At 62.4% G+C, this 25,200-nt stretch carries 27 protein-coding genes; 17 read left to right on the forward strand and 10 right to left on the reverse strand.

Annotated elements, in window-relative coordinates:
• The first annotated feature begins 111 nt into the window (after positions 1-111).
• The gene (locus M1D89_RS22610) at positions 112-489 is read left to right on the forward strand and encodes a hypothetical protein (RefSeq protein WP_498647176.1); all 378 of its coding nucleotides are present in this window, start codon (positions 112-114) and stop codon (positions 487-489) included.
• 32 nt (positions 490-521) lie between these two features.
• Here M1D89_RS22610 and M1D89_RS22615 read toward each other — a convergent pair whose 3' ends face one another.
• Entirely contained in the window at positions 522-878 is a 357-nt protein-coding gene (locus M1D89_RS22615; protein ID WP_498647178.1) for a GNAT family N-acetyltransferase, read from the reverse strand.
• Complete coding sequence (locus M1D89_RS22620; RefSeq protein ID WP_498647180.1) at positions 875-2,230, reverse strand: acyltransferase family protein; 1,356 nt, start codon at positions 2,228-2,230, stop codon at positions 875-877. The genes M1D89_RS22615 and M1D89_RS22620 overlap by 4 nt, the downstream gene beginning before the upstream one ends.
• Before the next feature lie 154 nt (positions 2,231-2,384).
• On the opposite strand from M1D89_RS22620, the gene M1D89_RS22625 reads away from it, so the two are divergent.
• Positions 2,385-2,804 carry a VOC family protein gene (locus M1D89_RS22625; RefSeq protein ID WP_498647182.1) on the forward strand — a complete coding sequence of 140 codons (420 nt, stop codon included), beginning with the start codon at positions 2,385-2,387 and terminating at the stop codon, positions 2,802-2,804.
• A 24-nt stretch (positions 2,805-2,828) separates the two neighbouring features.
• Here M1D89_RS22625 and M1D89_RS22630 read toward each other — a convergent pair whose 3' ends face one another.
• The 5 genes from M1D89_RS22630 to M1D89_RS22650 form a co-directional block, all read right to left on the reverse strand.
• Positions 2,829-3,221, reverse strand: a complete 393-nt coding sequence (locus M1D89_RS22630) for a DUF1304 domain-containing protein (RefSeq protein ID WP_054808805.1) — start codon at positions 3,219-3,221, stop codon at positions 2,829-2,831.
• Positions 3,222-3,323: 102 nt separating this feature from the next.
• Positions 3,324-4,199: a class II fructose-bisphosphate aldolase gene (locus M1D89_RS22635; RefSeq protein WP_498647184.1), complete on the reverse strand. Its 876-nt coding sequence runs from the start codon at positions 4,197-4,199 to the stop codon at positions 3,324-3,326.
• Positions 4,199-5,665 (reverse strand): GntP family transporter, encoded by a 1,467-nt coding sequence (locus tag M1D89_RS22640; RefSeq protein WP_498647186.1) that lies wholly within the window; start codon positions 5,663-5,665, stop codon positions 4,199-4,201. The genes M1D89_RS22635 and M1D89_RS22640 overlap by 1 nt, the downstream gene beginning before the upstream one ends.
• Before the next feature lie 102 nt (positions 5,666-5,767).
• Positions 5,768-6,667 (reverse strand): NAD(P)-dependent oxidoreductase, encoded by a 900-nt coding sequence (locus tag M1D89_RS22645; protein ID WP_498647187.1) that lies wholly within the window; start codon positions 6,665-6,667, stop codon positions 5,768-5,770.
• A gap of 26 nt (positions 6,668-6,693) precedes the next feature.
• A complete protein-coding gene (locus tag M1D89_RS22650) occupies positions 6,694-8,181 on the reverse strand; it encodes a four-carbon acid sugar kinase family protein (protein WP_498647189.1) in 1,488 nt (495 codons plus the stop codon).
• Between the two features lie 129 nt (positions 8,182-8,310).
• On the opposite strand from M1D89_RS22650, the gene M1D89_RS22655 reads away from it, so the two are divergent.
• The 4 genes from M1D89_RS22655 to M1D89_RS22670 all read left to right on the forward strand — a co-directional run bounded on the left by M1D89_RS22655 (position 8,311) and on the right by M1D89_RS22670 (position 10,960).
• Complete coding sequence (locus M1D89_RS22655; protein WP_498647191.1) at positions 8,311-9,114, forward strand: alpha/beta fold hydrolase; 804 nt, start codon at positions 8,311-8,313, stop codon at positions 9,112-9,114.
• A gap of 74 nt (positions 9,115-9,188) precedes the next feature.
• Entirely contained in the window at positions 9,189-9,890 is a 702-nt protein-coding gene (locus M1D89_RS22660) for a FadR/GntR family transcriptional regulator (RefSeq protein ID WP_498647193.1), read from the forward strand.
• Between the two features lie 113 nt (positions 9,891-10,003).
• Entirely contained in the window at positions 10,004-10,576 is a 573-nt protein-coding gene (locus M1D89_RS22665) for a nucleotidyltransferase domain-containing protein (RefSeq protein ID WP_498647196.1), read from the forward strand.
• Positions 10,577-10,960: a hypothetical protein gene (locus M1D89_RS22670; protein WP_498647197.1), complete on the forward strand. Its 384-nt coding sequence runs from the start codon at positions 10,577-10,579 to the stop codon at positions 10,958-10,960.
• A gap of 3 nt (positions 10,961-10,963) precedes the next feature.
• Here M1D89_RS22670 and M1D89_RS22675 read toward each other — a convergent pair whose 3' ends face one another.
• On the reverse strand, positions 10,964-11,932 hold the full coding sequence (locus M1D89_RS22675) for an AraC family transcriptional regulator (protein WP_498647200.1): 969 nt from the start codon (positions 11,930-11,932) through the stop codon (positions 10,964-10,966).
• Positions 11,933-12,116: 184 nt separating this feature from the next.
• On the opposite strand from M1D89_RS22675, the gene M1D89_RS22680 reads away from it, so the two are divergent.
• From M1D89_RS22680 to M1D89_RS22720, 9 genes are all read left to right on the forward strand, one after another.
• A complete protein-coding gene (locus M1D89_RS22680; protein WP_498647202.1) occupies positions 12,117-12,266 on the forward strand; it encodes a hypothetical protein in 150 nt (49 codons plus the stop codon).
• A gap of 127 nt (positions 12,267-12,393) precedes the next feature.
• A complete protein-coding gene (locus M1D89_RS22685) occupies positions 12,394-13,182 on the forward strand; it encodes an SDR family oxidoreductase (RefSeq protein WP_498647204.1) in 789 nt (262 codons plus the stop codon).
• A gap of 60 nt (positions 13,183-13,242) precedes the next feature.
• Complete coding sequence (locus tag M1D89_RS22690; protein WP_498647206.1) at positions 13,243-14,484, forward strand: styrene monooxygenase/indole monooxygenase family protein; 1,242 nt, start codon at positions 13,243-13,245, stop codon at positions 14,482-14,484.
• 27 nt (positions 14,485-14,511) lie between these two features.
• A complete protein-coding gene (locus M1D89_RS22695; RefSeq protein WP_498647208.1) occupies positions 14,512-16,263 on the forward strand; it encodes a flavin reductase in 1,752 nt (583 codons plus the stop codon).
• Positions 16,264-16,288: 25 nt separating this feature from the next.
• Positions 16,289-17,920 (forward strand): phytoene desaturase family protein, encoded by a 1,632-nt coding sequence (locus M1D89_RS22700; RefSeq protein ID WP_498647211.1) that lies wholly within the window; start codon positions 16,289-16,291, stop codon positions 17,918-17,920.
• A gap of 7 nt (positions 17,921-17,927) precedes the next feature.
• Positions 17,928-18,734, forward strand: coding sequence for a cyclase family protein (locus M1D89_RS22705; RefSeq protein WP_498647213.1), 807 nt, complete (start codon positions 17,928-17,930; stop codon positions 18,732-18,734).
• On the forward strand, positions 18,731-20,407 hold the full coding sequence (locus tag M1D89_RS22710; RefSeq protein ID WP_498647215.1) for a thiamine pyrophosphate-binding protein: 1,677 nt from the start codon (positions 18,731-18,733) through the stop codon (positions 20,405-20,407). Before M1D89_RS22705 ends, M1D89_RS22710 begins: the two co-directional genes overlap by 4 nt.
• Positions 20,408-20,506: 99 nt before the next feature.
• Positions 20,507-21,652 (forward strand): zinc-dependent alcohol dehydrogenase, encoded by a 1,146-nt coding sequence (locus M1D89_RS22715; protein ID WP_498647216.1) that lies wholly within the window; start codon positions 20,507-20,509, stop codon positions 21,650-21,652.
• A 72-nt stretch (positions 21,653-21,724) separates the two neighbouring features.
• Positions 21,725-22,306 carry a hypothetical protein gene (locus M1D89_RS22720; protein ID WP_498647218.1) on the forward strand — a complete coding sequence of 194 codons (582 nt, stop codon included), beginning with the start codon at positions 21,725-21,727 and terminating at the stop codon, positions 22,304-22,306.
• Between the two features lie 90 nt (positions 22,307-22,396).
• Here M1D89_RS22720 and M1D89_RS22725 read toward each other — a convergent pair whose 3' ends face one another.
• A complete protein-coding gene (locus M1D89_RS22725; protein ID WP_054808808.1) occupies positions 22,397-22,828 on the reverse strand; it encodes a universal stress protein in 432 nt (143 codons plus the stop codon).
• A 160-nt stretch (positions 22,829-22,988) separates the two neighbouring features.
• Here M1D89_RS22725 and M1D89_RS22730 point away from each other — a divergent pair, with 160 nt between their 5' ends.
• Together M1D89_RS22730 and M1D89_RS22735 are read left to right on the forward strand one after the other, a co-directional pair.
• Positions 22,989-23,795, forward strand: coding sequence for an SDR family oxidoreductase (locus M1D89_RS22730; protein ID WP_498647219.1), 807 nt, complete (start codon positions 22,989-22,991; stop codon positions 23,793-23,795).
• A gap of 108 nt (positions 23,796-23,903) precedes the next feature.
• The gene (locus M1D89_RS22735) at positions 23,904-24,113 is read left to right on the forward strand and encodes a dodecin (RefSeq protein ID WP_011773002.1); all 210 of its coding nucleotides are present in this window, start codon (positions 23,904-23,906) and stop codon (positions 24,111-24,113) included.
• Positions 24,114-24,175: 62 nt separating this feature from the next.
• Here M1D89_RS22735 and M1D89_RS22740 read toward each other — a convergent pair whose 3' ends face one another.
• Entirely contained in the window at positions 24,176-25,051 is an 876-nt protein-coding gene (locus M1D89_RS22740; RefSeq protein WP_498647222.1) for a helix-turn-helix transcriptional regulator, read from the reverse strand.
• Positions 25,052-25,200 lie beyond the last annotated feature (149 nt).

The raw sequence follows: 25,200 nt of genomic DNA on the forward strand, positions 1-25,200 counted from the left end.
CTTTTCTCGGCCACCGAATGCTGCCTTTGGGCCATTTGCGCAGCCTGCTGCCTTCCGGGTTGCAGGGGGTAGAGTGCTAGGACTACCCGCTGTCAACGGTTGGGGGACCACATGAAGGACCACGCCCACGAGCGGATCGGCTTCCGCGAAATCGACGAGCATGGCAACGCCCAGCCCGCCGTCAGCCCCCACGTGCCGGAGGCCGCGGGCCCGGAACGCAAGCGCGTTCAGCTCAACCCCTTCATCATTGCCTTGTGGGCCTTGGACGCCGGCTTGGCATGGTTTGGATTATGGGCCCTAACTACGGCGGCCAGTGCGATAGTGAGCACTGCGCAAGCTCAGTCCGCCGAGTCAGCCCAGACAGCCCAAATGAACTTCATCATGCTCTCCAACGCACCCTATGCGCTCCTGGCTGCGTTGCTGATCACTGCCGCCCTGCTCTTGTGGCACGCAGTGCAATGGCAAAGAAAGCGCCATCCGATTCCCTAGGGAACCGGTTCCTTGAGGAAGCAGGCGGCAAGTTACTCGTTCTCGGGTTCACCCACCGGCTTTTCCGCGGGCCAGTCGACGTCCTGCTCGTAGCCCTCGTGCTTCTTCAAGTACGCGGCGATGTACGGGCAGTGCGGGATGATGCGCTTCCCGGAGGCCACCACGTCATCCAGCGCAAAGTGCGCCAGGACTTTTGCAAGGCCTTGGCCGTGGAACCCGGGTTTCGTTTCAGTGTGGATGAAGTCGATATGACCGGGCTTGTCCATGAACTGGGAGATCACGGCCAGCTCACCGTCCACGTGCAGCTCATAGCGGTGAAATTTGTCGTTGCGCACCGTGGTGACGCCAGCTCGGAACGACTCTGCCAGTGAATCCGTGTACTCGGTCATGTTTCGAGATTGGCACGTAAATCCGGCTCTGGCAACGTGCGCCACCGCCCCCCGCGGAATTCAGCGCCTTCCTGCGTGGGCCGCGTCAGCACCGGCGTCGGAACCCTGCCAAGCAACAGGACCGAAAGGGCAAAGCACGCCGCTCCCCCACCCAACAGAGCAAGGGTCAACCCGTTGAAGGCGGCGTCCGCCACCGGGATCAAAACCACGACGGCGGCGGTCACCACAGCGGTACGTGACGGTCCCCGCGCATGGCTGGCCGCCGTCGGACGGTTCTCCAAGCGACCAAAAATCCACACAACCGGGACCATCAGGGTCACTACTGCGACGAAGACGGGTATCCGGGCCCACCACCACTCTGAAGTCCCGGCCAACGGCTTGGGCACATCGGTGAGCAACAGCAACCCGGATATGCCCACCAGCAGCGGAAGATGCCACAGATAGACAGTCATGGACCGTCGTCCCGCCGCTGCAATGACTATCTGGACCCAACGGCTATGGGCGATCCACCGAATGCCCTTCTGCAGCAGTTGAAGAGTCGCCGCCTGGGAAATGCCCAGGAGAAGCAGGCAAAAATTAGGCGGGTTCAGGTTCACCACCATGTTCCCCGGGTACACGGCCACGCCGGTCACCAGTCCCAGCAGAAGGTTGCTGGAAACCGTGGCACCAAGAAGCCAGCTGCGACTCCGTTTCTCGAAGAAGCCATCCGCCATGAGAAGGCCCAGCTGCTGGACAGCGCACCACACGAAGATCATGTTTGCGAACGCCAGGACAGGGACAGCGCCGCGAAGGGAATCCACCGTAATGATCAGTGCCACAAGCGCAGCGAAAGTCAGCAGTGGCGCACGTTCGTGAAGGCGGGCCATCAGCGGAATGCTGAGTTGGGCGGTGAGGTAGGCCGCCAGGAACCAGAGGGGCATTGCGGCCCCGGCAGTCATCAACTGGATGACTTGCGGGTGGACACCAAGCAGCAACGCGCCCCATAGTCCTCCCCACATAACAGCCAGCACAGCCATGGCCGGGCGGACCAAGCGCAGGAGCCGCAATTGGGCAAAGTCGAACCCGGTGCCGCCGCGCGCCTTCAGGCGCCGCCACGATTGCAGCCCTGTCACGCCGCCTAGGACGAAGAACAGCGGCACAATCATGAGCGCCCACGCCACAGGGGTGAACCAGCTTTGCTCCATGAGCACGTTCAGGGTAGTGACAGTTCCATCTTTGTGCAGGACAGGGCTGACCATCATGCAGTGTGCCGCGACGACCAGGAGCAGGCAGGTGAAGCGGACAAGGTCGATCGCAGGGTCCCTTTGCACAGCCGTTGCCTGGCCGGCCGGAGGATGCGCGTCCATCTCCATGGCTCTCCCTACAATGGCACGCGCCTGCGTGCTGACTCCATTGTCCGCCGGTGCGAGGGCTTGGGCCAGCAGGCAGGGCGGACTACCCAGCCGTTATCCACAGACTCGAAATTGGCTCTGGACGGGTCGGAGAATCACCGGCAGGATCAGACGCATGACTACGTCGATTTTCGTGAACCTGCCCGTCAGCGACCTCGAGGCCTCCAAGGCCTTCTATACGTCCCTTGGCTACTCCATTAACCCGAACTTCACCGACGAGACCGCCGCCTGTGTGGTCTTCAGCGACACCATCTATGCAATGCTCCTGACCCACGCCAAGTTCAGTGAATTCACCAAGCAGCCCATCGCGGACACGCAAAATTCGACGGCGGCCATCGTCGCCATTTCAGCCGACAGCCGTGAGGACGTGGATGCTTTGGCTGCCAAGGCACTCGAAGCTGGTGGATCCGAAACCTACGACGCCCAGGATCTCGGCTTCATGTACAGCCGCGCGTTCCGTGACCTGGACGGCCACCACTGGGAAGTCCTCTGGATGGACGACGCCGCAGCGCAGGATGGTCCGCCGGAGTCCTAGCCCATTGGCTTAGGCCATCTTGGCTTAGCCCAGCGTCACTGCCAGCACGCCAAGCACGACGGCGAGAAGCGGCGTGGTGCCTTGGAGCGTAGCTGCGCGGAGGTACTTCTTGCCGCTTGCTGCGAGCACGAGGGCGGCCAGGAGCATGGAACCGCAGCTGCTGAAGACAAGGGTCCAGCCCACTTGGGGTGCACCCATAGCCACTGCAACAATGCCAATCAGTGCTCCGATGGCCAAGAACAGGTTGTAGAAACCTTGGTTGTACGCGAGCGGTTTGGTGGTTTCCGCATCGGCCTGGGAAGTGATGCTGAAGGTCTTCCAGGTTTTTGGCTTTGTCCAGGTAATGGACTCCATGGTGAAGATATAGACGTGGAGCAAAGCGGCAATCGTCGCGAAAATCAGGGAGGCCAGGATCATGTTTTGATCCTAGCCTCCCTGATTGCCGGTCTTGGTTGCTGCGCCTGTTTCCCGGGCGTGGTTGCTGCGCCTGTTTCCCGGGCGTGGTTGCCGCGTTGCTCGTCAGGCGCTGAGCAACTCCAGTGTGGCGCCCGCGAAAGTTGCCGCCGAGCCATTCCATCGGGCCAACAACCCTTGCAGGTTCTCGCCGTCAGCCCGGTGCGCCGCGGTTTCAGCCTCCAGCGTGGACAGGATTCCCGTACGCAGCTCGGTGTTGAAGTTCACCTTGCCAACATTCATGGAAGGAGCCTTCGCGAGCTGGTCGGCGGGGATGCCGGAGGCGCCGTGCAGCACCAGCGGCACCTCGGTCTGAGCAGCGACTTCTTGCAGTACGTCCCAACGGATGTTGGGCTCGCCCTTGTACTTTCCATGTACGTTGCCCACGGCGACAGCCAGCAGCTGGGCACCCGTGCGCTCCACAAAGTCGGCCACCTGTGCCGGGTTGGTGAGTCCCGCAACGGACGTTCCGGCGTCGTGCGCTGAATCTTCGGCACCGAACGCCTTGTCCTCATCGCCCGCAAGGCCGCCTAACTCCGCCTCAATCACCACGTCGGTAGCGCCCTGCGTGTCCAATGCCGCACGGATTTCGCGGACGAGGGCGATGTTGTCCTCGTAGGGCAATGATGATCCGTCAGCGAGCACCGCATCCGCGCCGGCGGTCACGGATTCCAGGATGACCTTGAGGTCCGAGGCGTGGTCCAACTGGACCGAGACGGGGATGCTGGCGTGGTCAGCTAAGCCACGAAGGGCTGCGATGAGGCGCAGCCCATTGGGTGTGGACGCGGTCTTCGGAGCGACGAGCAGGATCACGCCGAGCCCTGCTTCTTCCGCCGCGCCAACAACAGCCAGGGCGGTGGTGAAGTCATAGCAGGTGAAGGCCGGAACAGCCGAGCCGGAGTTCAGGGCAGAGCTGACCATTTGGTCGAGTTTGCCGCGCATTAGTGGGCCAAACCTCCCACCAGGATCCAGGCAACGTAAGTCAACGCGAAGCCGGCCAGGCCCAGGATGGTGGTGAGGACGGTCCAGGTCTTGAGGCCGTCGGACACGGTGAGGCCGTAGTAACGGACCACCGTCCAGAACCCAGCGTCGGTTACATGGGACAAGCCCAGCGAACCGAAGCCAATGGCGATAACGATTACAGCGATCTGGGCCGGCGTGTAGCCACCTTCCATCACAGCGGAGGTGAGCAGGCCCGTCGTCGTCACGATGGCGACGGTGGCCGAACCCTGCGCGGCACGCAACGCCAGGGAGATGATGAAGCCGAGCACGATCACCGGCAGACCCAGGCTGTCCAACGTGTGGGACAAAGCGGCGCCAATGCCGGAGGTACGGAGGACTTCACCGAACACGCCACCAGCCGCCACCACCATGAGGATGGAAGCGATGGGAGGCAAGGCGCCTTCGAAGATCTCACCCGTTTCCTTGAGGGACCAGTTGCGGCGAACGGCCAGCAGGAAGAAGGAGAGTGCCACAGCCACCAGGAGTGCGAAGAACGGGTTGCCGATAAAGGCTGCCACGCCGTACCAGTAGTTGTCCTTGGGGAGGGTCAGCGTTCCCACGGTGCCAAGGAGGATCTGGACGATCGGGGCGGCGATAAGGAACATGATCTGGCCAGGCCGCGGAGGAGCGATGGCGCGGGCCCCGGGGCCGTCATGGCCAACGTGGACAAGCGATTCGGAGCCGAACTCGTCTACCTGCTGCTTCACACCGGGAAGCAGTTCGTACTCTTTGCGGTTCATGATGCTGGCAACCCAGTAGGACAGGAAGCCAAGCGGCACGCAGATGATCAGCGAGATCAGGGTGATGAGTCCGATGTCCGCACCAAACACACCGGCGCCGGCAACGATTCCCGGGTGCGGCGGGACGGCCACGTGAATGGACAGCATGATGCCGGCCATGGGCAGGCCGAACTTGATCGGGTGCACGTTAGCGATCTTCGCGAACGCATAAACAATGGGAACGAGGACAATCACGCCTACCTCGAAGAACACGGGAATCGCCACGAGGAAGCCGACAGCCGTCAGGGCAATGGCAACGCGCTTGGCGCCGAGCTTTTCAGTGAAGTGGGTAGCCAGCGACTGCACGCCGCCGGAAACTTCAATCATGCGGCCGAGGATGGCGCCAAGGGCGATCAGCAAAGCGACCTTGCCCATTGTGCTGCCAACGCCTGTAGTCACAACAGTGAAGATGTCCTTGAGCGGAATCTGCGCGGCTACGCCCACCAGGATGCTGACAGCAAGCAGCGCAACAAAAGCCTGGATTTTGAAGCGGATGATCAGCACCAGCAACAGGGCGATGCCTGCTGCGGCGATGGTCAGCAGCAGGGGTGTTCCCAGCTCCACAGCGGGCTTGATGGCGGGGGCGTCCGCCGCCTGAACCATCAGAGAGTTAACGAGGGGATTCATTGGGGGGTGTCTCCTTTGACATACCAGTCTAGAGAAGACCGGCGGGAGGTGGCGGCGACGGCGAAGGGGGGATCGCCGTCGTCGCGCGTTCTGGTGGGGTGCTTAGGCGGTGCGCTTTGCGGGCGCAACAACCTTGATGACGGCGGAGTCGTCGGCGGCGGCGAGGCCCTGGGCCTGGCCGAGAAGGTAAAGCTGCTCGGCAGCAGCGGCAACGGGTGCGGCAAGACCGGCGGCCCGGGTTGCCTTACCCACGATGCCCATGTCCTTGACGAAGATGTCCAAGCGGCTGAGTACCTCGGCGCCGTCTTCGGAGTAGGCCTCGAGGATGCGCGGGCCACGGTTTGAAAGCATGAAGGAACCGGCGGCTCCGGCTTCCAGGGCGGCGAGGGTCTTAGCCTGATCGAGTCCGAGGGCGTCGGCCAGGGCCATGGCCTCGGCAGCAGCTGCTATGTGCACGCCGCACAGGAGCTGGTTGACGGTCTTGAGCGCCTGGCCGTCGCCGGGCTTGTCGCCCACGATGCTCAGGGTGGAGGCCAGCAGCTCCAGCGCGGGGCGGGCCTTCTCGAGTGCCTCGGGCTCGGCACCCACGACGATGAGCAGGTCACCTTCACCGGCACGCTTCGGGCCGCCGGAGAGCGGCGCATCCACCAGGGCCACACCGTATTCCGCAAGCTTTTCCACCGTAGCCGGAATGGCTTCGGTGCCGACGGTGCTGCCGAGGATCACGACGGCGCCCGGTTTGAGGACCGAAGCCACGCCGTTCTCGCCGAAGAGGACATCGTTGAGCTGCTCACCATTGCGGACGGCCAGGAGCAGCGCGTCGGCGCCGTCCGATGCCTCGCGGGCGGAGGCGAACGTCTTGATGCCGGCCGCTGCGGCAAGTTCCAGGCGGGGTTCGGCGATGTCGAAGCCGTGGACGGTGAGCTCGGACGCGAGGCGGGTGGCCATGGGCAGGCCCATGGCGCCGAGGCCCAGGACTGTGACGGTGTAGTTGCTGGTCATGGTGTTCTCCATTGAATTTCGGGGTACTAGAAAGTGGCGCTGAGCTTGCGGGTGACTTCAGTCAGGGATTGGTCGTCGCCCACGTTGCCGGCGAAGACGATGTACGGGATGCCCTTCGCGGGACCGTCCACCGGTTCCCAGAGCGAGACGATGCCCGGCAGCATGGGTCCGCGGACAATCGCGTGGCGGATTTCCAAGCCGTGCGCAGCGACGTCCGAGGACGTGATGCCGCCTTTGGCAATGACGAACCGCGGCGGGAAGGTCTTCAGCGTCCGGTTCACAACGGCGACGACGGCGGCCGAGACGGTGCGGGCGATCTTCAGGCTCGCTGCGGCGTCGTCGGTCTTGATGAGCAGGCGGCTTGTGTGGACGATGACGTCGCCTTTGCGAAGTGCATCGACGACGTCGGAGACGACAGTTGCGATGTAGGCCTCGGCCTCGGCGGTCAGGAGCTTCTCGACGTCGATCTCGATGGTCCGTGCCGAGCTGTGCTCCGCCGTGAGGTCGTTCAGCTGGCGGGTGGTGACGCCGACGTGGGAGCCGACCACGATCAGGCCACCTGCTGTGGAGGGAGAGTTGCCGGCAAAGGCCTCTTCAGAGGTCAGCGCGGTACGGATCTCCTGGCCGATGCGGCCCCTCACGAAGGGCGGGCCCACACGGTACAGGAGCTTCTTGCCACGGCGCTCGGCTTCTTCGAGGCCCAAGGCCAAGGCGCGGAAATCATTCTCGGTGACGATGTCGGCCACGATGGGCGTGGAGTTGGTGGCGGACTCAAGGGCGTCGGCAATGGCCTTCGCTGAGATGGTGGGATCTTGGGCGGACGCTCCGGCACGGATGATGTTGAGGTCAAGCACGATCACATCGCCGGCAGCGAACCGGCCCTGCGACTTCTCCTCCACGTACTTGGCCATCTCGGAGTTCTTGAAGCCGAAGCTGGCATCCTTGGCGAATTCCGTCTCAGCAACGGGGGTGAGGGAGCCTGCGGTTTCTCCGGTGCCGCGCATGTAGTGGATGCCGCCGATGGTGACGCGGCCGGCGTCGGGGAATGCCGGGACGATTACCACGCCATCGGTGGCTTCGCCGGTCTCAGCGGCCACGGTCGATGCGATGACGTCCGGCTCCAGCGGGTAGTGGCCGCGGAGGGTGGAGTCGCTGCGGCTCACAAAACCGAGCCTTACATTCCCTGCTGCCGCAGCAAGGGCGTTGCGCACAATTTCCTCGTTCCGCGCGGCGGCTTCGGCCGGATCCAGGCTGCGGGTATTGGTGAGGACGTAGACAGCAGGCTTGGTCTGGTTCTGCCGGATGTGGGTGAAAGCCCAGGTGAAGTCTGCGACGTCCCACCGGGTGAGCACGGCGAGATCCGCAACGGACTGCGTTCCGGTGGGGTCGTCGTCGAGTACTACCAGGACGCGGGGAGACGTTGCCGAGGACGCCGCAAGGGCGTCGGCAACCAACTGAGCAGGAATCTGGACTTCCGCCGGGAAAGCGGCCAGTACGTCGGCTTCAAGGGTCACTGTGCACTCCATCGTGGGAAATCTCTGTAGCGGTTTCGTGAATGTAAGATGTCAGACATCTAACATTTGAATTAGTGTGACACACGGCTCTTCACCGCGCAAGGAGCTGCGTTTCACTAGGCTGGGGGCATGGCCGACAGTGCTGTTCCGCTCCCGTTCGTGAACGTCCTCACGCCTTCCGTTTCCGCAGGTGAGGCGGTTCCCGTGGCACTGATCCACGGCTGGGCCTCCGGCTCTGTGTACTGGGAACCACTTGCGAAAAAACTGCTCGACGCCGGCCGGACGGTCTGGGTTTTCGACCTCCCGGGCTACCACCCAGGTGAAGAACTGCCAGCGGACTTCGCGTGGACGATGGACTCGGTAGCCGGTTCGGTAGCGGCAGCCATTGAAGTCAGGAGCAGCGGACCGGTGCACCTGGTGGGGCATTCCATGGGAGGCAGCGTTTCGTTGACGCTTGCGGCAGCCCGCCCCGAACTGGTGGCCACCATAACCTTGGTGGGCATGGCGCCCGTGCCGCAGAATCAGGGGTTCAAGGAGCTGCTGAGCTCGCAACTGGATCAGGGATTTTTCGATCCCGAGACCGTAGCGAAGCTCATGAATGCTTGGTACGGGGAACTGTCCGCAGCAGACACTGCCCGGCTCAGCACCGGGTTTGATGCGCCGTTCCCCATCCTGTCCGCCAGCGCTGTGGCGGCCATGACCGGCGTCGAACCTTCAGTGCCCGGGCGCGTCCACGCGCCACTGCTGGTGATAGCCGGCACCGATGACCGGGTGCGGCCCATGGAGCAGATGCGCACGTTCGTAGCCGAAAGCCCGCATCGGCAGCTAAGTGCCATCCACGGCGCCGGCCACAACGTCCACTGGGAACAGCCGGAAAAATGCGCTGCGGCACTAACTGGGTTTTGGGAAACAAGCTGGCCACCGCCAGCGTAAGATGTCTGACAACCGCCCGTCCGAGGGAAATGCGCGGGGAGCCGGGCGGTCTGAAGTAGAGGAAATGGGGATACATGGCACGCAAGTCGCTGGTCGGCGTCGTCGCTGACGAGCTGCTGGACCGGATCATCGCGGGCGAGTTTCCGCCCGGAACGGTGGTCCCGGGAGAGCTGGAGCTCAGCGCCAAACACGAGGTGAGCCGGATGACCGTGCGCGAGGCCATGAAAACCCTCGAAGCGCAGCGGATCCTTAGTGTTGAACGCGGCCGCGGAACGTTCGTCAACCCCCTCAACCAATGGGCGTCGCTGGAAGCCGTTTTGCGTGCGGCCTCAGAGGGAACCAAGGATGCAGCTGCCGCGATCCAGCTGATCGAACTGCGCCGCATGCTTGAAACCGGGGCATGCGAACTGGCAGCGGAGCGCATCTCCGACAATGAACTCACGGCCCTCAAAGAGCACGTGGAAAAGATGCAGGCCGCCCACGAAATCAATGACCTCGCCGCCTTCGTGGAAGCAGATCTTGCCTTCCACGACGTGATCCTTCACGCCTCAGGCAACGTCTTTGTCGCCGTGCTCTTCGAGCCGCTGCACCGGGTCCTCGAAGCCCGGCGCACCGAGACCTCAGCCTTCCCGGAGATCCAGGAACACGCGATCGGCCATCACCGGAAGATCGCGGCCGCTTTGGAATCGCGCAACCCCAACGACTCGCGTCTCGCCATGGACGCCCATATGCAGCAGACGCTGGATGACCTGAAGACGTACGTGCTGGAGGCGTAGCTACCGACGCAGGCTCGTTAGCCTACTATTGTAGATATAAGTGCACAATAGTAGATGTCGGAGATACCGTGCGGCTGCAGAACCCCTTAACGACTATCAGCCCCACGCTTGACATGGGCGTACTCTACGTCTTGGCACGGGCTGATGCCGAGTTCACGGCCCCCAACCTCTCGAACCTTCTTCCCGAGCGCAGTTCCTTGGCCGGCGTCCGCAAGGCCCTCCTTCGTCTCGTCGCCCAGGGCATCGTCTTGGAAAAGGTGGCCGGAAGAACGCACGTTTTCCGGCTGAACCGTGATCACGTTCTGGCCGAGGCTGTGATTGCTATGGCTTTCACAAAAGATCGCCTTTTCGACCGGATACGGCGCGAGATCGAGATGTGGGAATTCTCGCCCATTGTCGTCACGATCTTTGGCTCAGCTGCACGTAATGACATGCGGAACGATAGCGATATAGACCTTTTCATAGTCCTCAATGACTCCATCGAGGAGTCACAGGCTGACACCATGATTGCCCAACTAGCCGCCCGTGTCAGTGCGTGGACAGGCAACGACACGCGGCCCTTGGTCTACCTCGAGTCCGAAGTTGCCCCTGCGCCGATCTTCGATTCCATCATGGCCGACGGGTACACAATTTTCGGCGATCCTGCTTGGCTGAGGCGCGCACTACGCGCCGACAGCGTTGCTTGAATGAGGACCGCCCAAGGAAGTGAAGAAATCCGCTTAGGTCGCTTGAACAAGGCCGTCCAATTCCAAAAAGTTGCTTTGGATGCACTCGACTTGGCTGAGGAACATCATGAAGTAGCTGACGCCGTGGCAACACTCTGCGTCCACGCCGGCATTGCCGCTTCTGACGCCATCTGCATTGCGCGGCTCGGACACTTCGCACAGGGACAAGACCACAGTGAGGCTGCCGGACTCCTGAGGACAGTAGATGCAACTGCAGCAAAGCACCTAACCACTCTGCTGGCCATGAAAACTCGCGCGGGGTACGGGCACCACACCGTCACTACGGAACAGCTTAAAAAGGCCACAAGGGCCATGAGCGCGTTGTTGGAACTTGCGCGGTTATGACACTCAGCGACGCAGGCTCACGCTGGGCAGCTCGCCGAATGCCTTGAGGTACAGCGCCGAGAACCGTCCTTGGTGCGTAAACCCGCACAACTCCGCAATGGCAGTGACGCTCTGCTCCCGCGGGTTCGCTTCCAGGAGCATCTCCCGGGCTCGGTCCAGCCGGATACTGCGCAACATGTCCGACGGCGTGGCACCGGTTTCCGCCCGAAGCGCCGTTTGCAGCGTACGGACCGAAACGCCCAAGCACTCGGCAATGTCCGGCACCGTAAGTTCCTCGAATGCATGCCGCTCCAACAGCTCGCGGCATTCACGGACAAGCCGGCTTTCGGACTCCGCGTCCCGGGTCTCGCCACCGGGCAACTCCATCGCCATCAGCAAGCGCGACATCATGCTGTCCGCCAGCAATCCCTGAACGAACGCAGGGGCACTGGTGGCGGGCTGGCTGATCATGTCGTCATGAAGTTCGACGACGGACCTCAAGAACGCCCGGCCGCTGCCGCTTGAGAGATCCATGCCATAGCCCAGGTCAACAGCACGGTCGCCGTACAATTGCTCGGCCACGCGCTCCATCGCCGAGCGCCGCACATAGACAATCATGTGCGGACTGCCGCTGTCCCAACTCATGGAAAAGGGCCGGTCGACCGGCGGAACGGTGGCCACACTCGCACTGGATTCCACAGTGTTTGTACCCACCTGCATGGAAGCATGCCCGGCCAGCGGAATCTGCACCAGATGGAAATCCTGCAGTCCCTCGGGTTCTATCCGAACGTCCGCGCCGTAGTCCAGGAACTCGATGCCAACGTCGCCGCGATGCAACGAACGCAGCTTCATGTCCATCAACGATGCGCGCGTGCGTGGAGCGAGCTCGTGGCTGCAGAACAGCTCCGCGATCTTGGCATGTGCTTCGTCCACATCCGTTGTGGCCACCGTTGGTTGTCCCCGCAGAACATCACGGGCAAGAATCCTGACCATCCGCCACCTACTTCACGGGTAATTGCACTCCACATTTAAACGGCATTTTGCAGCTTTTCGCCTTTCGGATGATCCCCGCGCCAAGTGGATATTCCGCAGTGCAGCGGCTGTCTAGAGTCGCCTTTAAGACAAGTATGACGCAGCTCACAAAACCATAACAGTCGTGGAAGCGAGGTGAGGACAAGTGAAGAACATCAAGCTCGTGCACGACCGCCGGGACGAATGGGACAGGAGCCACTTCGAACTCTGGGCGGCGGAGCTTCAGGCCAGGGAAACCCACCTCACTTCCGCAGCGTGGGTTGGTTGGCATGAAGAAGAGGAAGACCCTGCGTAATTTGGATGATCCTCGCGCTAAGTGGATATTCCCACCGGCAGCGGCTGCCTAGAGTCGCTAGCAGGATAAATATGACGCACGTCATATCTCCGTAACAGCATCATCCCCACGCGAAAGGGTTCGGCACATGCCAGCACTCAAGGGCAGGACGGCAATTGTTACCGGTGGAGCCACCAAGGTGGGGCAAGGCGTAGTCTCGGCGCTTCGGGACGCGGGAGCCACTGTGGTGGTTGCGGACATAGACCCCGACGGCGCCTCGCTCACCGCCGGGCTGGGCGAAGGAATCACCTACTCCCACACTGACATCACCGATGACGGCGCCGTGGAACGGTTGGTCAGCGAAACCGCTGCTGCACATGGGGGCCTGGACATTCTGGTGAACCTCGCCTGCACCTACAAGGACGACGGCGGAGCTTCCGGTCGCGCCGACTGGCTCGACGCACTCAATGTCAACCTTGTTAGCGCTGTGGTGGCAAGCAACGCGGCCCGCCCCTACCTGAAAGCCTCCGGACACGGTGCCATCATCAACTTCACCTCCATTTCCAGCTCGGTGGCCCAGACCGGCCGCTGGCTCTACCCGGCGAGCAAAGCGGCGCTGGTCCAAGTCACCCGGAGCATGGCAGTGGACTTCGCAGGGGACGGCATCCGGGTGAATTCTGTTAGTCCCGGTTGGGTGTGGAGCAACATCATGGACTCCCTCAGCAACGGAAACATTGAGAAGACAGACTCCGTCGCCGCACCTTTCCACGCTCTCAAGCGCGTCGGCCGCCCGCAGGAGATAGGCGACGTCGTCGCGTTCCTTGCCGGCGACCAGGCAAGTTTCGTGACCGGTGCTGATTGGGCGGTCGACGGCGGCTACTCGGCTTTAGGCCCGGAACGCGCCGAAGAAACCATCCCCTTGCTCGCCGCCAACTAACCATCACAGACAGTCGGTCCCAAGAGCCGGAACCAGAGACCAAGAGAAAAGGGCAACACTATGACACAACGCCATATCACCATCGTCGGAGCCGGCCAGTCCGGGCTGCAGCTCGGCATCGGCCTGCTCGATGCCGGATACCAGGTCACCACGATTTCCAACCGCACGCCCGAGGAGATTGCCGGAGGCAGAGTGGCCTCCAGCCAGTGCATCTTCCACAACGCCCTGGAGCACGAGCGTGCGTTGGGTCTGGATTTTTGGCCGGACGCCCCCACCGTTGACGGCATCTCCTTCACCATCCCGCACCCCGAAGTTCCGGGTGAGAAGGCCATCAGCTGGGCTTCCCGCCTGGACAACCACGCCAAGTCGATCGATCAGCGCGTGAAGTTCCCCAAGTTCATGGAGGAGTTCACTGCAAGGGGCGGCGAGCTGGTGTTCGAGGATGCCGGTGTCGCTGAGCTGGAAAAATACACACGGAACTCGGACCTGGTGATTGTGGCAGCGGGCAAGGGCGAGATCGCACAGCTGTTCACCCGCGACGCCGAACGCAGCACCTACGACGCACCGCAGCGCGCACTGGCCCTGACCTACGTGAAAGGCCTGGAGCCCCGGCAAGAGTACTCCGCGGTCTCGTTCAACCTCATCCCCGGGGTAGGGGAATACTTCGTTTTCCCGGCACTGACCACTACCGGTCCTTGCGAAATCATGGTCTTTGAAGGAGTTCCGGGCGGACCCATGGATACCTGGAAGGGCCTGTCCCCCGAAGAACACCTGCAGAACTCCAAGAACATCCTCAAAACCTTCCTTCCTTGGGAAGCCGAACGGGCCACGAATGTGGAACTGACCGATCCCAACGGCGTGCTTCAGGGTCGCTTCGCGCCCACCGTCCGCCACCCGATTGCTACGCTGCCGAGCGGCAGGCAGGTACTGGGCCTGGCCGACGTCGTGGTGTTGAATGATCCGATCACCGGACAGGGCTCCAACAACGCCAGCAAATGCGCGGCATCGTATGTGGACAGCATCATTCAGCACGGCACTGCAGCTTTCGATGCGAGCTTCATGCAGGCCACCTTTGAGCGCTATTGGGACTACGCCCAGCACGTTGCGCACTGGACAAATGCCCTCCTGGCCCCGCCGCCGCCACATGTCCTTGAGCTCCTGGGGGCTGCGAACAACGAACCGGCCATTGCGCATCGCTTCGCCAATGGCTTCAACCACCCTCCGGAGTTCCAGGACTGGTTCATGTACCCCGACAAAGCCGCGAGCTATCTTGCTGACCTGTCGGCCGCCAAAGTTTCATAGCACACCCCTGCTAACAAGGACACCATCATGCGAAAGATAGCAATTATTGGGGCCGGCGAATCCGGGGCCCAGTTGGCCCTTGGCCTCCAGCGGGCAGGCTACGCAGTGACGCTCCTGTCCGATCGTTCCGCAGCCCAGATCCGCACCGGCAAGGTCATGTCCAGCCAATGCATGTTCGCCACTGCCCTGGACGCCGAAGCCCAAATGGGGACAGCGCTCACACAGTTCTACGAATCCGGATCGGTCCCAGGCATCAACTCCATCCGACTGCACGTGGAAGCGGACGACCCCATTGAGTGGGAAGCCCCTTTGGATGGCCCGGCCCACTCCATCGATCAACGGATCAAGAGCGCCCTCTGGATCGAGACGTTTGTTGCATCCGGTGGTGACTTCCGCATTGAGAAGGTCACCCCGCGGATGCTCGAAGAACTCGCCCATGACTACGAGCTGGTCATTGTGAGCACCGGCAAGGGCGAGATCGGCCAGATCTTTCCCCGCGACAAGGCAAAGTCACCCTTCGACCGGCCGCAGCGGGTGCTGGCGCTGAATTACGTCAAGCCCGACGGCGGCGCTTCCGCCGATTCACCGGCAAGCACCTCCATCAGCGACAATGCCATTCGCATGTCCATGGTCCCCGGCGTCGGGGAGTTCTTCACTTTCCCCGGCCTGACCGTTTCAGGTCCTTGCCACATGATGGTGTTCGAAGGGGTGGTGGGCGGACCCATGGACCGCTGGACCGACGTCGGAACGCCGGAAGAGCAGCTGGAGCGTTCGCTGGAAATCCTGCGCGAACATTTCCCGCACGAGGCCGAAAACTTCGCCGATGCGGAATTGACGGACGACGGCGCCACGCTCCTGGGGCGCATCACACCCACGGTGCGTTCCGCCGTCGGGGAGCTTGGCAACGGGAAGCTGGTGTTCGGGCTCGGTGACGCCGTGGTCCTCAACGATCCCCTCACCGGGCAGGGTTCCAACAACGCCACACTGGCCGCGAAGTACTACCTTGATGCGATCGTTCGCCGCGGCCAGCAGTCTTTTGACCGTGCATGGATGGAGCGCACGTTCGACGAGTTCTGGCGCGGGTGGGGCCAATGGGCGGTGGAATGGACCAACGACCTGCTGAAGCCGCGCCGGGATCACCAGAAGACGCTTCTCAGTGAAGCCGCTGAGCACCCTGCTTTGGCGGCAAGCATCGTGAGCGGCTTTGATGATCCTCGGACGTCGTACCCATGGTGGTTTGACTCAGCTGCAGCCGTGGACTTCATGCAAGCCCGCAAAGAAGAGGACTCGTCGGCTTTCGATGTCCGGGATTTCCGCAGCGCCTTGGGTCAGTTCGCCACCGGCGTCACCGTGGTCACCACAGTCTCGGCAGACGGTCGAAAAGTGGGCATGACGGCCAACTCGTTCACGTCGGTGTCCATGGATCCGCCGTTGGTACTCTGGTGCCCCAGCAAACGCGCGCCCAGCTTGGACGATTTCGAGGACGCAACGCACTTTGCCATCAACATCCTGGCCAGTGACCAGCATGTGCTGTCCCGCCAGTTCGCCACACCGGCCACGGATAAGTTCGCCGGCGCGGAAACCACAGAGGGCATCGCCGGAATTCCCCTGCTGGAAGGCGCAGTGGCCACCTTCCAGTGTCGAACAGTTTCGCGACATGACGCCGGGGACCATGCCATCTACGTGGGTGAAGTGGAAAGCTACAAGCACGACGGCGGCGCTCCCTTGGTGTTCCATGGCGGCAAGTACCACGCCACCGCCAGCCATCCGGATTTCTAGGCAGTCCCTTTAGAAAGGTGCGGGTATGGACGAATCCGTTGACGTCGCGATCATTGGATCAGGCATTAACTCTTTGGTGGCGGCGGCTGAGTTGGCCTTGGCCGGAAGGCGCGTTTGCATCATGGAGCGCTCGGACCGGTTGGGCGGTTTCATTCAGTCAGCCGAGCGGACCCTTCCGGGCTTCATCCACGACTCCTTCTCTTCCTGGCACCCGTTATTCGTGTCCGGCGGCGCCTACGGTGCGCTGGGTAAGGAACTGCACGCCAGGGGCCTGGAGTACTGCAACACCACCGGCCCAGTGACGGCCAGCGTTGCTACGGACCCGGCCACCGGAGCCCACCGCGTGGTCATTGCCCAGCGTGATCCGGCCGAGACGGCTGCTGCGTTCAAGTCCTCTGGCGATCAAGCCGCCTATCTGGCTATGTTGGATGATCTTGGGCGAAATGCCGGCACGGTTTTTGGAGCGTTCGGGGCGGAACTTCGCTCGTTTGGGGAGGTGGCCAAGATTGCGTTTGGCGCTGTTCGGCACGGGCGCTGGAGTGGCACGGAGGCTTTCGTCCGGGATTCGGTGATGAGCGGCCGGAATTACACCCGCAGCCGCTTTGACGGGTGGGAAGCGGACCAGTTGTGGTCGCCTTGGCTCCTGCACGCAGGGCTCGGCCCAGACCAAGCCACCGGGGGCGTCATGCTGCCCGTGATGGCCCTGAGCATGCACGGCTTCGGACTTCCCATTGTGAAGGGCGGGGCATCAAGGTTCGTGGCGGCCTTTGAGTCGTTGCTGCGCGACAACGGGGTCCGGATCATGCTGGGCGCGGAGGCCGAGGAGATTCTGGTGGCTGAAGGGTCAGTGGCTGGAGTGCGGACTTCGCAGGGAGTAGTTTCTGCCAAGACGGTGCTCGCAAACGTTTCGCCCCAAGCCCTCTACTCCCAGCTGCTTCGCCAAGCGCCGGCCGGTATTGCCGAAGCCGCTGAACGCTACCAAAACGGCCGCGGGGCCATGCAGATCCATCTGGCTTTGGACAAGCCTCTGGAGTGGCTCGATCCGCGGCTCAACGAGGTTCCCCTGGTTCACATCAGCAACGGCTCGGACAGCACCGGGATCGCCTGCGCCCAGGCCGAAGCCGGGCTGCTGCCCAGCGAACCCACCGTGGTGGTGGGGCAGCAATGCGTCCTGGACCCGTCCCGCGCTCCGGAGGGCAAGGCCACGCTCTGGCTGCAACTCCAGGAAGTCCCCTTCTCTCCCATTGGTGATGCGGCGGGCCGGCTGCCCGTTGGCGAAGGTTGGACCCACGAACTGAAACAGGGCTACCTGGACCGGGTCCTCGACCGATTGGAGCAGTTCGCTCCGGGAGCCCGCGCCACGGTTCTTGCCTCAGACATCATCGCTCCCACGGACCTGATGTCCGCGAATCCCAATGCCGTCAACGGCGACCCCTATGGTGGTTCCGCGGAACTCTTCCAAAACCTGCTCTGGCGACCTTTTCCTGCGGCGGCAGGCCACCAAACCGCCGTCGACGGTCTCTGGCATATCGGCGCTTCCACTCATCCAGGCCCTGGTCTTTCCGGTGGTTCCGGACACCTGGTGGCCCAAAAACTGACCGCGCCACCCTCACGGCTTTCCCGTATTCAAGCAGCACTGAAACCAAGCAAGCGATAGGAGAACAATGTCTGTTCTGGCCGGGCTCACTGCAGCCCTCTCGAGCGGTTCGGTGGAAATCATCGATCTCACCACGCCCCTAAGCTCCGAAACCCCCATCCTGAACCTGCCGCAACCGTTCGCGAACACGGTTGGATTGTCGGTCTCGCCGGTGAGCAATTTCGACGACGCCGGCCCTGCTTGGGCGTGGAACGACGTCACCGTGGGTGAACACGCCGGGACGCATCTGGACGCCCCGGTCCACTGGATCACGGGCAAGGACGGAAAATCCGTGGACCAGATCGAACCACACCGGCTGGTGGGTCCCATTGCCGTGATTGACAAAACCGCCGAGGTTTCCGGCAACCCTGATTTCCTGTTGGAACCTGAACACTTGGAGCAGTGGCAGGAAGAGCACGGTGCCTTCCCTCAGAATTGCTGGGTCATTTTCCGGACCGGATGGGCGGCCCGTGGCACTGATGCGGCGGCATTCGTCAACGCGGACGACGCCGGTCCCCACACCCCGGGGGTCTCTGCCGCGGGTGCCAAGTGGCTTGCCGGTAACGCCTCAATCAGTGGTTTCGGTGTTGAGACCGTGGGCATCGACGCCGGCCAGGCCGGCGGCTTGGATCCGATGTTCCCTGTCCACTCCTTCCTCCTGGGCGCAGACAAGTACGGCGTCACCTCGCTGCGGAACGTCGACCGGCTCCCCGTCACTGGTGCCACGTTGGTAGTGGCGCCATTGCCGATCGTGGGCGGCACCGGCAGCCCCAGCCGGGTGTACGCACTGGTTGAAAAGGGCATGGTTGAAAAGGACACTGGGGTAGCAGCATGAGCGAACAAGTACGGGTCTCCACACTGGTGGGCAGGACGCTGGCGAAGCTCGGCGTCGGGCATGTTTTCGGCGTGGTCGGCTCCGGCAACTTCGATGTCACCAGCACCCTCATGGCCGAAGGCATCGGGTTCACAGCAGCCCGGCATGAGGGCGGCGCCGCGACCATGGCTGACGCGTATTCGCGGATGTCCGGCAAGGTGGGCGTGGTGACCACGCATCAAGGGTGCGGTCTGAGCAACGCCATCACCGGGATCGGTGAGGCAGCGAAAAGCCGAACCCCCATGATCGTGCTCACAGCCGACACCCAGGCCGCAGCGATCAGGTCCAACTTCAAAATCGACCAGGACGGACTGGCCCGCAGCGTAGGGGCCGTGGCCGAGCGCATCCACTCCCCCGCCACCGCCGTCGCGGACACCGTTCGGGCCTTCCGGACAGCGGTGAACGACCGCCGCACAGTGGTCCTTAGCCTGCCACTGGACGTCCAAAGCGGCACCGCGGCAGACGAGGTGAGTGCCGCCGTCGTGCCTGAACCTTTGAAGATCCGCCCGGATGCTGCCGCCATTGAGCAACTGGTAGCACTGATCGCAGCCGCGGAACGGCCTGTGTTCGTCGCCGGACGCGGCGGACGTGGTGCCGGGGACGAGATCCTGGAGCTGGCACGGCACGCGGGTGCGCTGGTGGCGACCTCCGCTGTGGCGAGTGGGCTGTTCAACGGCGACTCCCACAACCTGGGTATTTCGGGTGGCTTCTCCTCCCCGGTGACCGCCCAACTGATCAGCGATGCGGACCTGATTGTGGGCTGGGGTTGCGCGCTGAACATGTGGACCATGCGGCACGGGCGGCTGATCTCCGCAGGCACCAAAGTGGTGCAGATCGACGTCGAAGACTCCGCACTGGGCGCCAACCGGCCTATCAGCCTTGGCCTGCTGGGTGATTCGGCGTTGACAGCTCTGGATGCTCTGACGGCGCTGCGCTCCAGGCAGTCAGAGCCAGCGGAGAAGTACCGCACCGAAGCCAACGCCCTGGCCATCAAACAGGGCTCCAGATGGCGGGACGTCGACACCGAAGACCTGTCCACGGCAACGTCCATCGATCCCCGAGTCCTCACCCGCGAACTCGACACTCTGCTCCCTGCCGAGCGGATCGTGGCAGTCGATTCAGGCAACTTCATGGGCTACCCCAGCCAATACCTCGCCGTGCCGGACGAATTCGGGTTCTGCTTCACCCAGGCATTCCAAGCAATCGGGCTCGGACTCTACACGGCCATCGGTGCCGCCCTCGCCCAACCGCACCGGCTCCCGGTCCTCGGCGCCGGGGACGGTGGATTCCTCATGGGCATCAGCGAACTCGAGACCGCCGCCCGCCTCCAACTCCCCCTGGTGTGCATCGTCTACAACGACGCAGCCTACGGGGCAGAGGTGCACCACTTCGCCTCAGAGCACTCTCAGAAGGACCTCTCCAGCGTGGTGTTCCCCGAGACTGATATCGCAGCGATCGCCCGAGGATTCGGGGCTGAGGGCGTCACCGTGCGGACCGTGGCGGATCTGGAAGCCGTGCGCCCCTGGATCGCCGCCTACCAGGCCGGGACACAGGACCGACCGCTGGTCATCGACGCGAAGATCGCTTCAGACGGTGGTTCGTGGTGGCTGGCCGAGGCCTTCCAAGGCCATTAGGCACCGCGCTCTCCCAACTTGAAAAAGAACTGGACACGCATAATAAGGAGGCTTAGCATTTTTACCTGTATCGACAGCTAGCTGTTGGAGGCGGCGAAAATGCGAGCGATGGTGTACCGCGGCCCTTATAAAGTCAGGGTCGAAGAAAAAGATATCCCCCGGATTGAGCATCCAAATGACGCTATCGTCCGGGTAACCGGAGCCGCGATCTGCGGCTCAGACCTGCACCTGTATCACGGCATGATGCCGGATACGCGGGTGGGGATGACCTTCGGGCATGAATTCGTGGGAGAGGTCCATGAGGTTGGCTCGTCGGTGGAGAACCTGAGCGTCGGGGACCGCGTGATGGTGCCCTTCAACATCTATTGCGGATCCTGCTACTTCTGCACCCGTGGCCTGTATTCCAACTGCCACAACGTCAACCCAAATGCGACGGCGGTGGGCGGCATTTACGGTTACTCCCACACCACCGGTGGTTACGACGGCGGCCAGGCGGAGTTCGTGCGCGTGCCGTTCGCCGACGTCGGACCCACCAAAATTCCCGAATGGATGGATCAGGAAGACGCGGTAATGCTCACTGATGCCCTCCCCACTGGCTACTTCGGAGCCCAATTGGGTGACATCGAACAGGGCGACACGGTGGTGGTTTTTGGTGCGGGGCCCGTTGGGCTTTACGCGGCGAAGTCGTCCTGGTTGATGGGTGCGGGCAGGGTCATTGTCATCGACCATCTCGAGTATCGGCTGGAGAAGGCCCGGACGTTTGCCCACGCGGAAACGTACAACTTCACCGAATACGACGACATTGTGGTGGAGATGAAGAAGGCCACGGATCACCTTGGCGCAGATGTGGTGATTGACGCCGTCGGGGCTGAAGCTGACGGCAACCTGACCCAACACATCACGTCGTCGAAATTCAAGCTGCAGGGCGGTTCGCCTGTTGCTTTGAACTGGGCCATCGATTCCGTCCGTAAAGGCGGAACGGTGTCGGTGGTGGGTGCCTATGGCCCGATGTTCAGTGCAGTGAAGTTTGGCGATGCCATGAACAAGGGGCTGACGCTGCGGATGAACCAGTGCCCGGTCAAGAGGCAGTGGCCCCGACTGTTCGAGCATGTCCAGAACGGCTACCTGAAGCCCAGCGACATCATTACCCATCGGATTCCGCTGGAACACATCGCCGAGGGTTACCACATCTTCTCGGCCAAGCTGGATGACTGCATCAAGCCGATCGTGACCACGGCCGCCTAGACGCTGATCAGGCTTAGCGCCAGCTGAATGAGCGTAGTGCCAGCTGGATCAGGCATAGCAAGGAGGAACATCATGCCGTACACAGCAGAACGGCCCCAACCAAGGCCGACGCCCGAGGAGCTCCGGGCTAAAATCCCGGGCTGGGGCGTGGACCTGGACCCCAAGGATCGGCCTGCTTTCCCACGCGAGCAGCGCGGGATCATCACTGGGGCGCATTGGGACTTTCCGGAGCGCCAGGAGGAAAAGTGGCCACGGGAACGCTCTATTGAGCACAAGTTCCTGACACCGGTTTTCGGAACATCCACCCCACCGAAGGGCGTCTCGGGAGCCATCCGGAAGTACGCGTACAAATACAGCGAAGGACGGGCAGCGCACTGGCTGCTCCTGATCGCAGGTGACCGAGTCGACGCTTGGGAGAGCCACCTGCGGTCATTTGGCACGCTGCATCCTGATAACCCGATCACGGAAACCGGTGTGCTGAGCGAGTTCAAGAACCACGGTTGGGCTTCTCGGCGGGGCAGGAAGCGTGCAGACACCAAGCACCAGTGGATGGACCCGATCATCGTGGCCGGGCCGTGGCTCCTGGTGGGGACCGGCGTCGTCCTCGTTCTCAAGGGCGTCGCCAAAGCTGCCCGGACAACCCGCCGCCACTAACTCAACTAAGCAGCACTGAACCCAACTAGGTAGCAGCACAGGCCGTTCTGAGCGCTTAAAACGGCATGTGCTGCTACCTACATGGGGTGGTTACGCGTCGACGTCGGTGTTCACGATGTACACGTCGCAGGGAGCACCGTGCGCCACGCTGTTTGCGATGCTGCCCAAGACGCGGCCCAGGCCCTTCATGCGCTTGTTGCCCACCACGATCAGTGAGGCGTTGTTGGTCTCGGCATAGTTGATGAGGGCATTGGCCGGAGTGCCGCGGGCTGCGAAGTACTTGATGTTGCCGGCGGGAACGTCCAGCTCTTCGGAGACCTTGCGCGCCACGTATTCCGCGGAGTCCGCCGAGGAGACGGTGATGCGGTCGCTGCCGCTGCCGAACTCTTCGATGCGGTCATCGGAGAAGCCGCTGATCACGTGCAGTTCGGCACCGAGAGCGGTGGCGAGCTTCGCTGCTGCCACTGCTGCGCGCTTGGCCGTCTCGCTGCTGTCAACGCCGACCACAATAACTTCTGACATGAGTACTCCTGGTTGTGGGGATTCACTAGGTGCTGCTGCAAGAAATCTACACTCGATCACCCCGCGCCGGGATGACCGTTTTGCGCCGGGAGTGTTTACGGCCCGATTCACTGGGTAGGGATAAACCATCGGAACGATCACATCACCGAAAGGCAAGACAATGAGCGACGCACCATTTTCCCCGCAGACCGCCATCGTCACCGGATCGGATTCCGGCATCGGAAAGGCCACTGCGGTGGCGTTGGCCAAGGCGGGCATGGACATAGGAATCACCTGGCACTCGGACCAGCAGGGAGCTGAGGAAACCGCGGAGGAAGTGCGCGGTCTGGGCCGGAAAGCTGTGGTGCACCAACTGGACACCACGGATGTCCGGGGAACCGCTGCAGCCATCGACAAACTGGCTGAGGAACTTGGTGGCGTGGACGTCTTCGTCAACAACTCCGGAACCGGCGACGGCACCAAATTCCTTGAGTTGGACTACGACACGTGGATGTCCACCTTGGACACCAACCTCAACGGTGCGTTCGTGGCTATGCAGACAGCAGCCAAGCGCATGGTCAAGGCCGGCCGCGGTGGGCGCATCATCGCTGTCACCAGCGTCCACGAGTTCCAGCCAAGGGTTGGGGCCTCGGCATATGACGCGTCCAAGCACGGCTTGGGCGGCCTCATCAAAACCATGGCCCTGGAACTCGCTGAGCACGGGATCACTGCCAACAACGTGGCACCGGGTGAAATCGCGACTCCGATGACGGGCCAGGAAGATGAAGATCCCACGCAGAAAGAACGGCCCGGAGTTCCGCTGGGACGCCCCGGCGATGCCCGGGAAATCGCCGCCGTCATCGCCTTCCTGGCATCACCGGATTCCAGCTACGTCAACGGCGCTTCGTGGCCCGTGGACGGCGGAATGTTGCAGATGGGACCGCAGGCAGGTTCGCACATCACCAGTAACGACTGGCGCGAAAGCTAAGCCCTTGCAGACTCTGGCCGCGCGGTGATCCGTGGGCTAGTCTGCTTGGACGGCCTGCCTGGCGGGCCTGATTTTCCAGAGATTCGTAAGACGTTGATGAGGAGCACCATGGCTGGCCACACATATAGCGTTTCCGAAATTGTAGGAACTTCCACCGAAGGCGTTGACGACGCGATCAAGAACGGCATCGCAACAGCCTCCCAGACCCTGCGGAACCTGGACTGGTTTGAGGTCAAGGAAATCCGCGGCCACCTCGAGGACGGCGCAGTTGCCGACTGGCAGGTCACCATCAAGCTTGGTTTCCGCCTGGAGCGCTGATCACCCCTTTACCCACCCCGCGAGATGGCAGTTGACGCCCATGTTTTCGGAAAACATGGGCGTCAACTGTCGTCTCGGCGGGCGGGTTCGGGAACGGGCACGGAGGCCGCCTCACCGAAGCTCAGCAGCGTCAAAGCGTCCGACGACGGCGAACCGGCCTTCGCGGAATATATCCTCAGCATCTGGTCAGGGTCGTCCGGAAGACTCAGCGTCTCAAAGTTCAGTTCCAGGTCACCCACAATCCGGTGGTGCAGGCGAACAGTGCCGGCGGATCGCGATGCCACCCTGTGCCCGGCCCACCACTGCCGGAAATGCTCGCTGTGTACGGCGAGCTCGCCCACCAGTTGGTTTGTCTGCGGATCGTTCGGATGCCGGCCCACGTCCATCCGGAGGGCACCCACAGCTTCAGCAGCCACGGTTTTCCAGTCCCTGAACAGCTGTCCCGCCAAGGGATCCAGGATGATCCAGCGGGTCAGGTTCCTCTCCCCGGCAGCGAGTGCCGGGAAGTCGGTGAAGAGCAGGTGGGCCATCCGGTTTCCGGCCAGGACGTCCGCGCGCCTGCCCAGCACCATGGCAGGAACATCGCCGACTGCGTCGAGCAGCTGCCGGAGCCCGGGCCTGACCTTCTGCACGGGACCGGGACTGCCGGCGGAACTTGCACAGTGCTCCAGGAGGTCCATCATGTGCGCTTGCTCCCCCGCGTCCAGGCGCAGTGCGCGGGCCACAGAGTCGAGGACGGCCTTGGACGGGTGGATGTTGCGGCCCTGTTCCAGGCGCGTGTAGTAGTCAGTGCTCACTCCGGAGAGTCGGGCAACTTCTTCGCGGCGGAGTCCGGGCACCCTGCGGGCACCGCTGGACTCTTGCGCTCCAGCGTCTTCAGGTGAGAGACGCGCACGCATGATTTTGAGGAATTTACCGAACTCGGCGCTTTGACCCATCCGTCCATTCTGCCGTTCGGGGCGTGTGAAAGACCACCATTTTGGGTAGGACTACCAGACCTAGGAAAAACAGGATCAGGTTGGATTGCTGACTCTGCCACCAAAAGTGCATAGGCTCAGTACAGAGCCTCCGAAAACGCTTTCTGGAG

The organism is Arthrobacter sp. D3-18, assembly GCF_054408525.1.

Bases quoted from the DNA above. Each gene is read 5' to 3' on its own strand.
- M1D89_RS22610 (WP_498647176.1), top strand. From the start codon at position 112: ATGAAGGACCACGCCCACGAGCGGATCGGCTTCCGCGAAATCGACGAG.
- M1D89_RS22615 (WP_498647178.1), bottom strand. From the start codon at position 878: ATGACCGAGTACACGGATTCACTGGCAGAGTCGTTCCGAGCTGGCGTC.
- M1D89_RS22620 (WP_498647180.1), bottom strand. From the start codon at position 2,230: ATGGAGATGGACGCGCATCCTCCGGCCGGCCAGGCAACGGCTGTGCAA.
- M1D89_RS22625 (WP_498647182.1), top strand. From the start codon at position 2,385: ATGACTACGTCGATTTTCGTGAACCTGCCCGTCAGCGACCTCGAGGCC.
- M1D89_RS22630 (WP_054808805.1), bottom strand. From the start codon at position 3,221: ATGATCCTGGCCTCCCTGATTTTCGCGACGATTGCCGCTTTGCTCCAC.
- M1D89_RS22635 (WP_498647184.1), bottom strand. From the start codon at position 4,199: ATGCGCGGCAAACTCGACCAAATGGTCAGCTCTGCCCTGAACTCCGGC.
- M1D89_RS22640 (WP_498647186.1), bottom strand. From the start codon at position 5,665: ATGAATCCCCTCGTTAACTCTCTGATGGTTCAGGCGGCGGACGCCCCC.
- M1D89_RS22645 (WP_498647187.1), bottom strand. From the start codon at position 6,667: ATGACCAGCAACTACACCGTCACAGTCCTGGGCCTCGGCGCCATGGGC.
- M1D89_RS22655 (WP_498647191.1), top strand. From the start codon at position 8,311: ATGGCCGACAGTGCTGTTCCGCTCCCGTTCGTGAACGTCCTCACGCCT.
- M1D89_RS22660 (WP_498647193.1), top strand. From the start codon at position 9,189: ATGGCACGCAAGTCGCTGGTCGGCGTCGTCGCTGACGAGCTGCTGGAC.
- M1D89_RS22665 (WP_498647196.1), top strand. From the start codon at position 10,004: ATGGGCGTACTCTACGTCTTGGCACGGGCTGATGCCGAGTTCACGGCC.
- M1D89_RS22670 (WP_498647197.1), top strand. From the start codon at position 10,577: ATGAGGACCGCCCAAGGAAGTGAAGAAATCCGCTTAGGTCGCTTGAAC.
- M1D89_RS22675 (WP_498647200.1), bottom strand. From the start codon at position 11,932: ATGGTCAGGATTCTTGCCCGTGATGTTCTGCGGGGACAACCAACGGTG.
- M1D89_RS22685 (WP_498647204.1), top strand. From the start codon at position 12,394: ATGCCAGCACTCAAGGGCAGGACGGCAATTGTTACCGGTGGAGCCACC.
- M1D89_RS22690 (WP_498647206.1), top strand. From the start codon at position 13,243: ATGACACAACGCCATATCACCATCGTCGGAGCCGGCCAGTCCGGGCTG.
- M1D89_RS22695 (WP_498647208.1), top strand. From the start codon at position 14,512: ATGCGAAAGATAGCAATTATTGGGGCCGGCGAATCCGGGGCCCAGTTG.
- M1D89_RS22700 (WP_498647211.1), top strand. From the start codon at position 16,289: ATGGACGAATCCGTTGACGTCGCGATCATTGGATCAGGCATTAACTCT.
- M1D89_RS22705 (WP_498647213.1), top strand. From the start codon at position 17,928: ATGTCTGTTCTGGCCGGGCTCACTGCAGCCCTCTCGAGCGGTTCGGTG.
- M1D89_RS22710 (WP_498647215.1), top strand. From the start codon at position 18,731: ATGAGCGAACAAGTACGGGTCTCCACACTGGTGGGCAGGACGCTGGCG.
- M1D89_RS22715 (WP_498647216.1), top strand. From the start codon at position 20,507: ATGCGAGCGATGGTGTACCGCGGCCCTTATAAAGTCAGGGTCGAAGAA.
- M1D89_RS22720 (WP_498647218.1), top strand. From the start codon at position 21,725: ATGCCGTACACAGCAGAACGGCCCCAACCAAGGCCGACGCCCGAGGAG.
- M1D89_RS22725 (WP_054808808.1), bottom strand. From the start codon at position 22,828: ATGTCAGAAGTTATTGTGGTCGGCGTTGACAGCAGCGAGACGGCCAAG.
- M1D89_RS22730 (WP_498647219.1), top strand. From the start codon at position 22,989: ATGAGCGACGCACCATTTTCCCCGCAGACCGCCATCGTCACCGGATCG.
- M1D89_RS22735 (WP_011773002.1), top strand. From the start codon at position 23,904: ATGGCTGGCCACACATATAGCGTTTCCGAAATTGTAGGAACTTCCACC.
- M1D89_RS22740 (WP_498647222.1), bottom strand. From the start codon at position 25,051: ATGGGTCAAAGCGCCGAGTTCGGTAAATTCCTCAAAATCATGCGTGCG.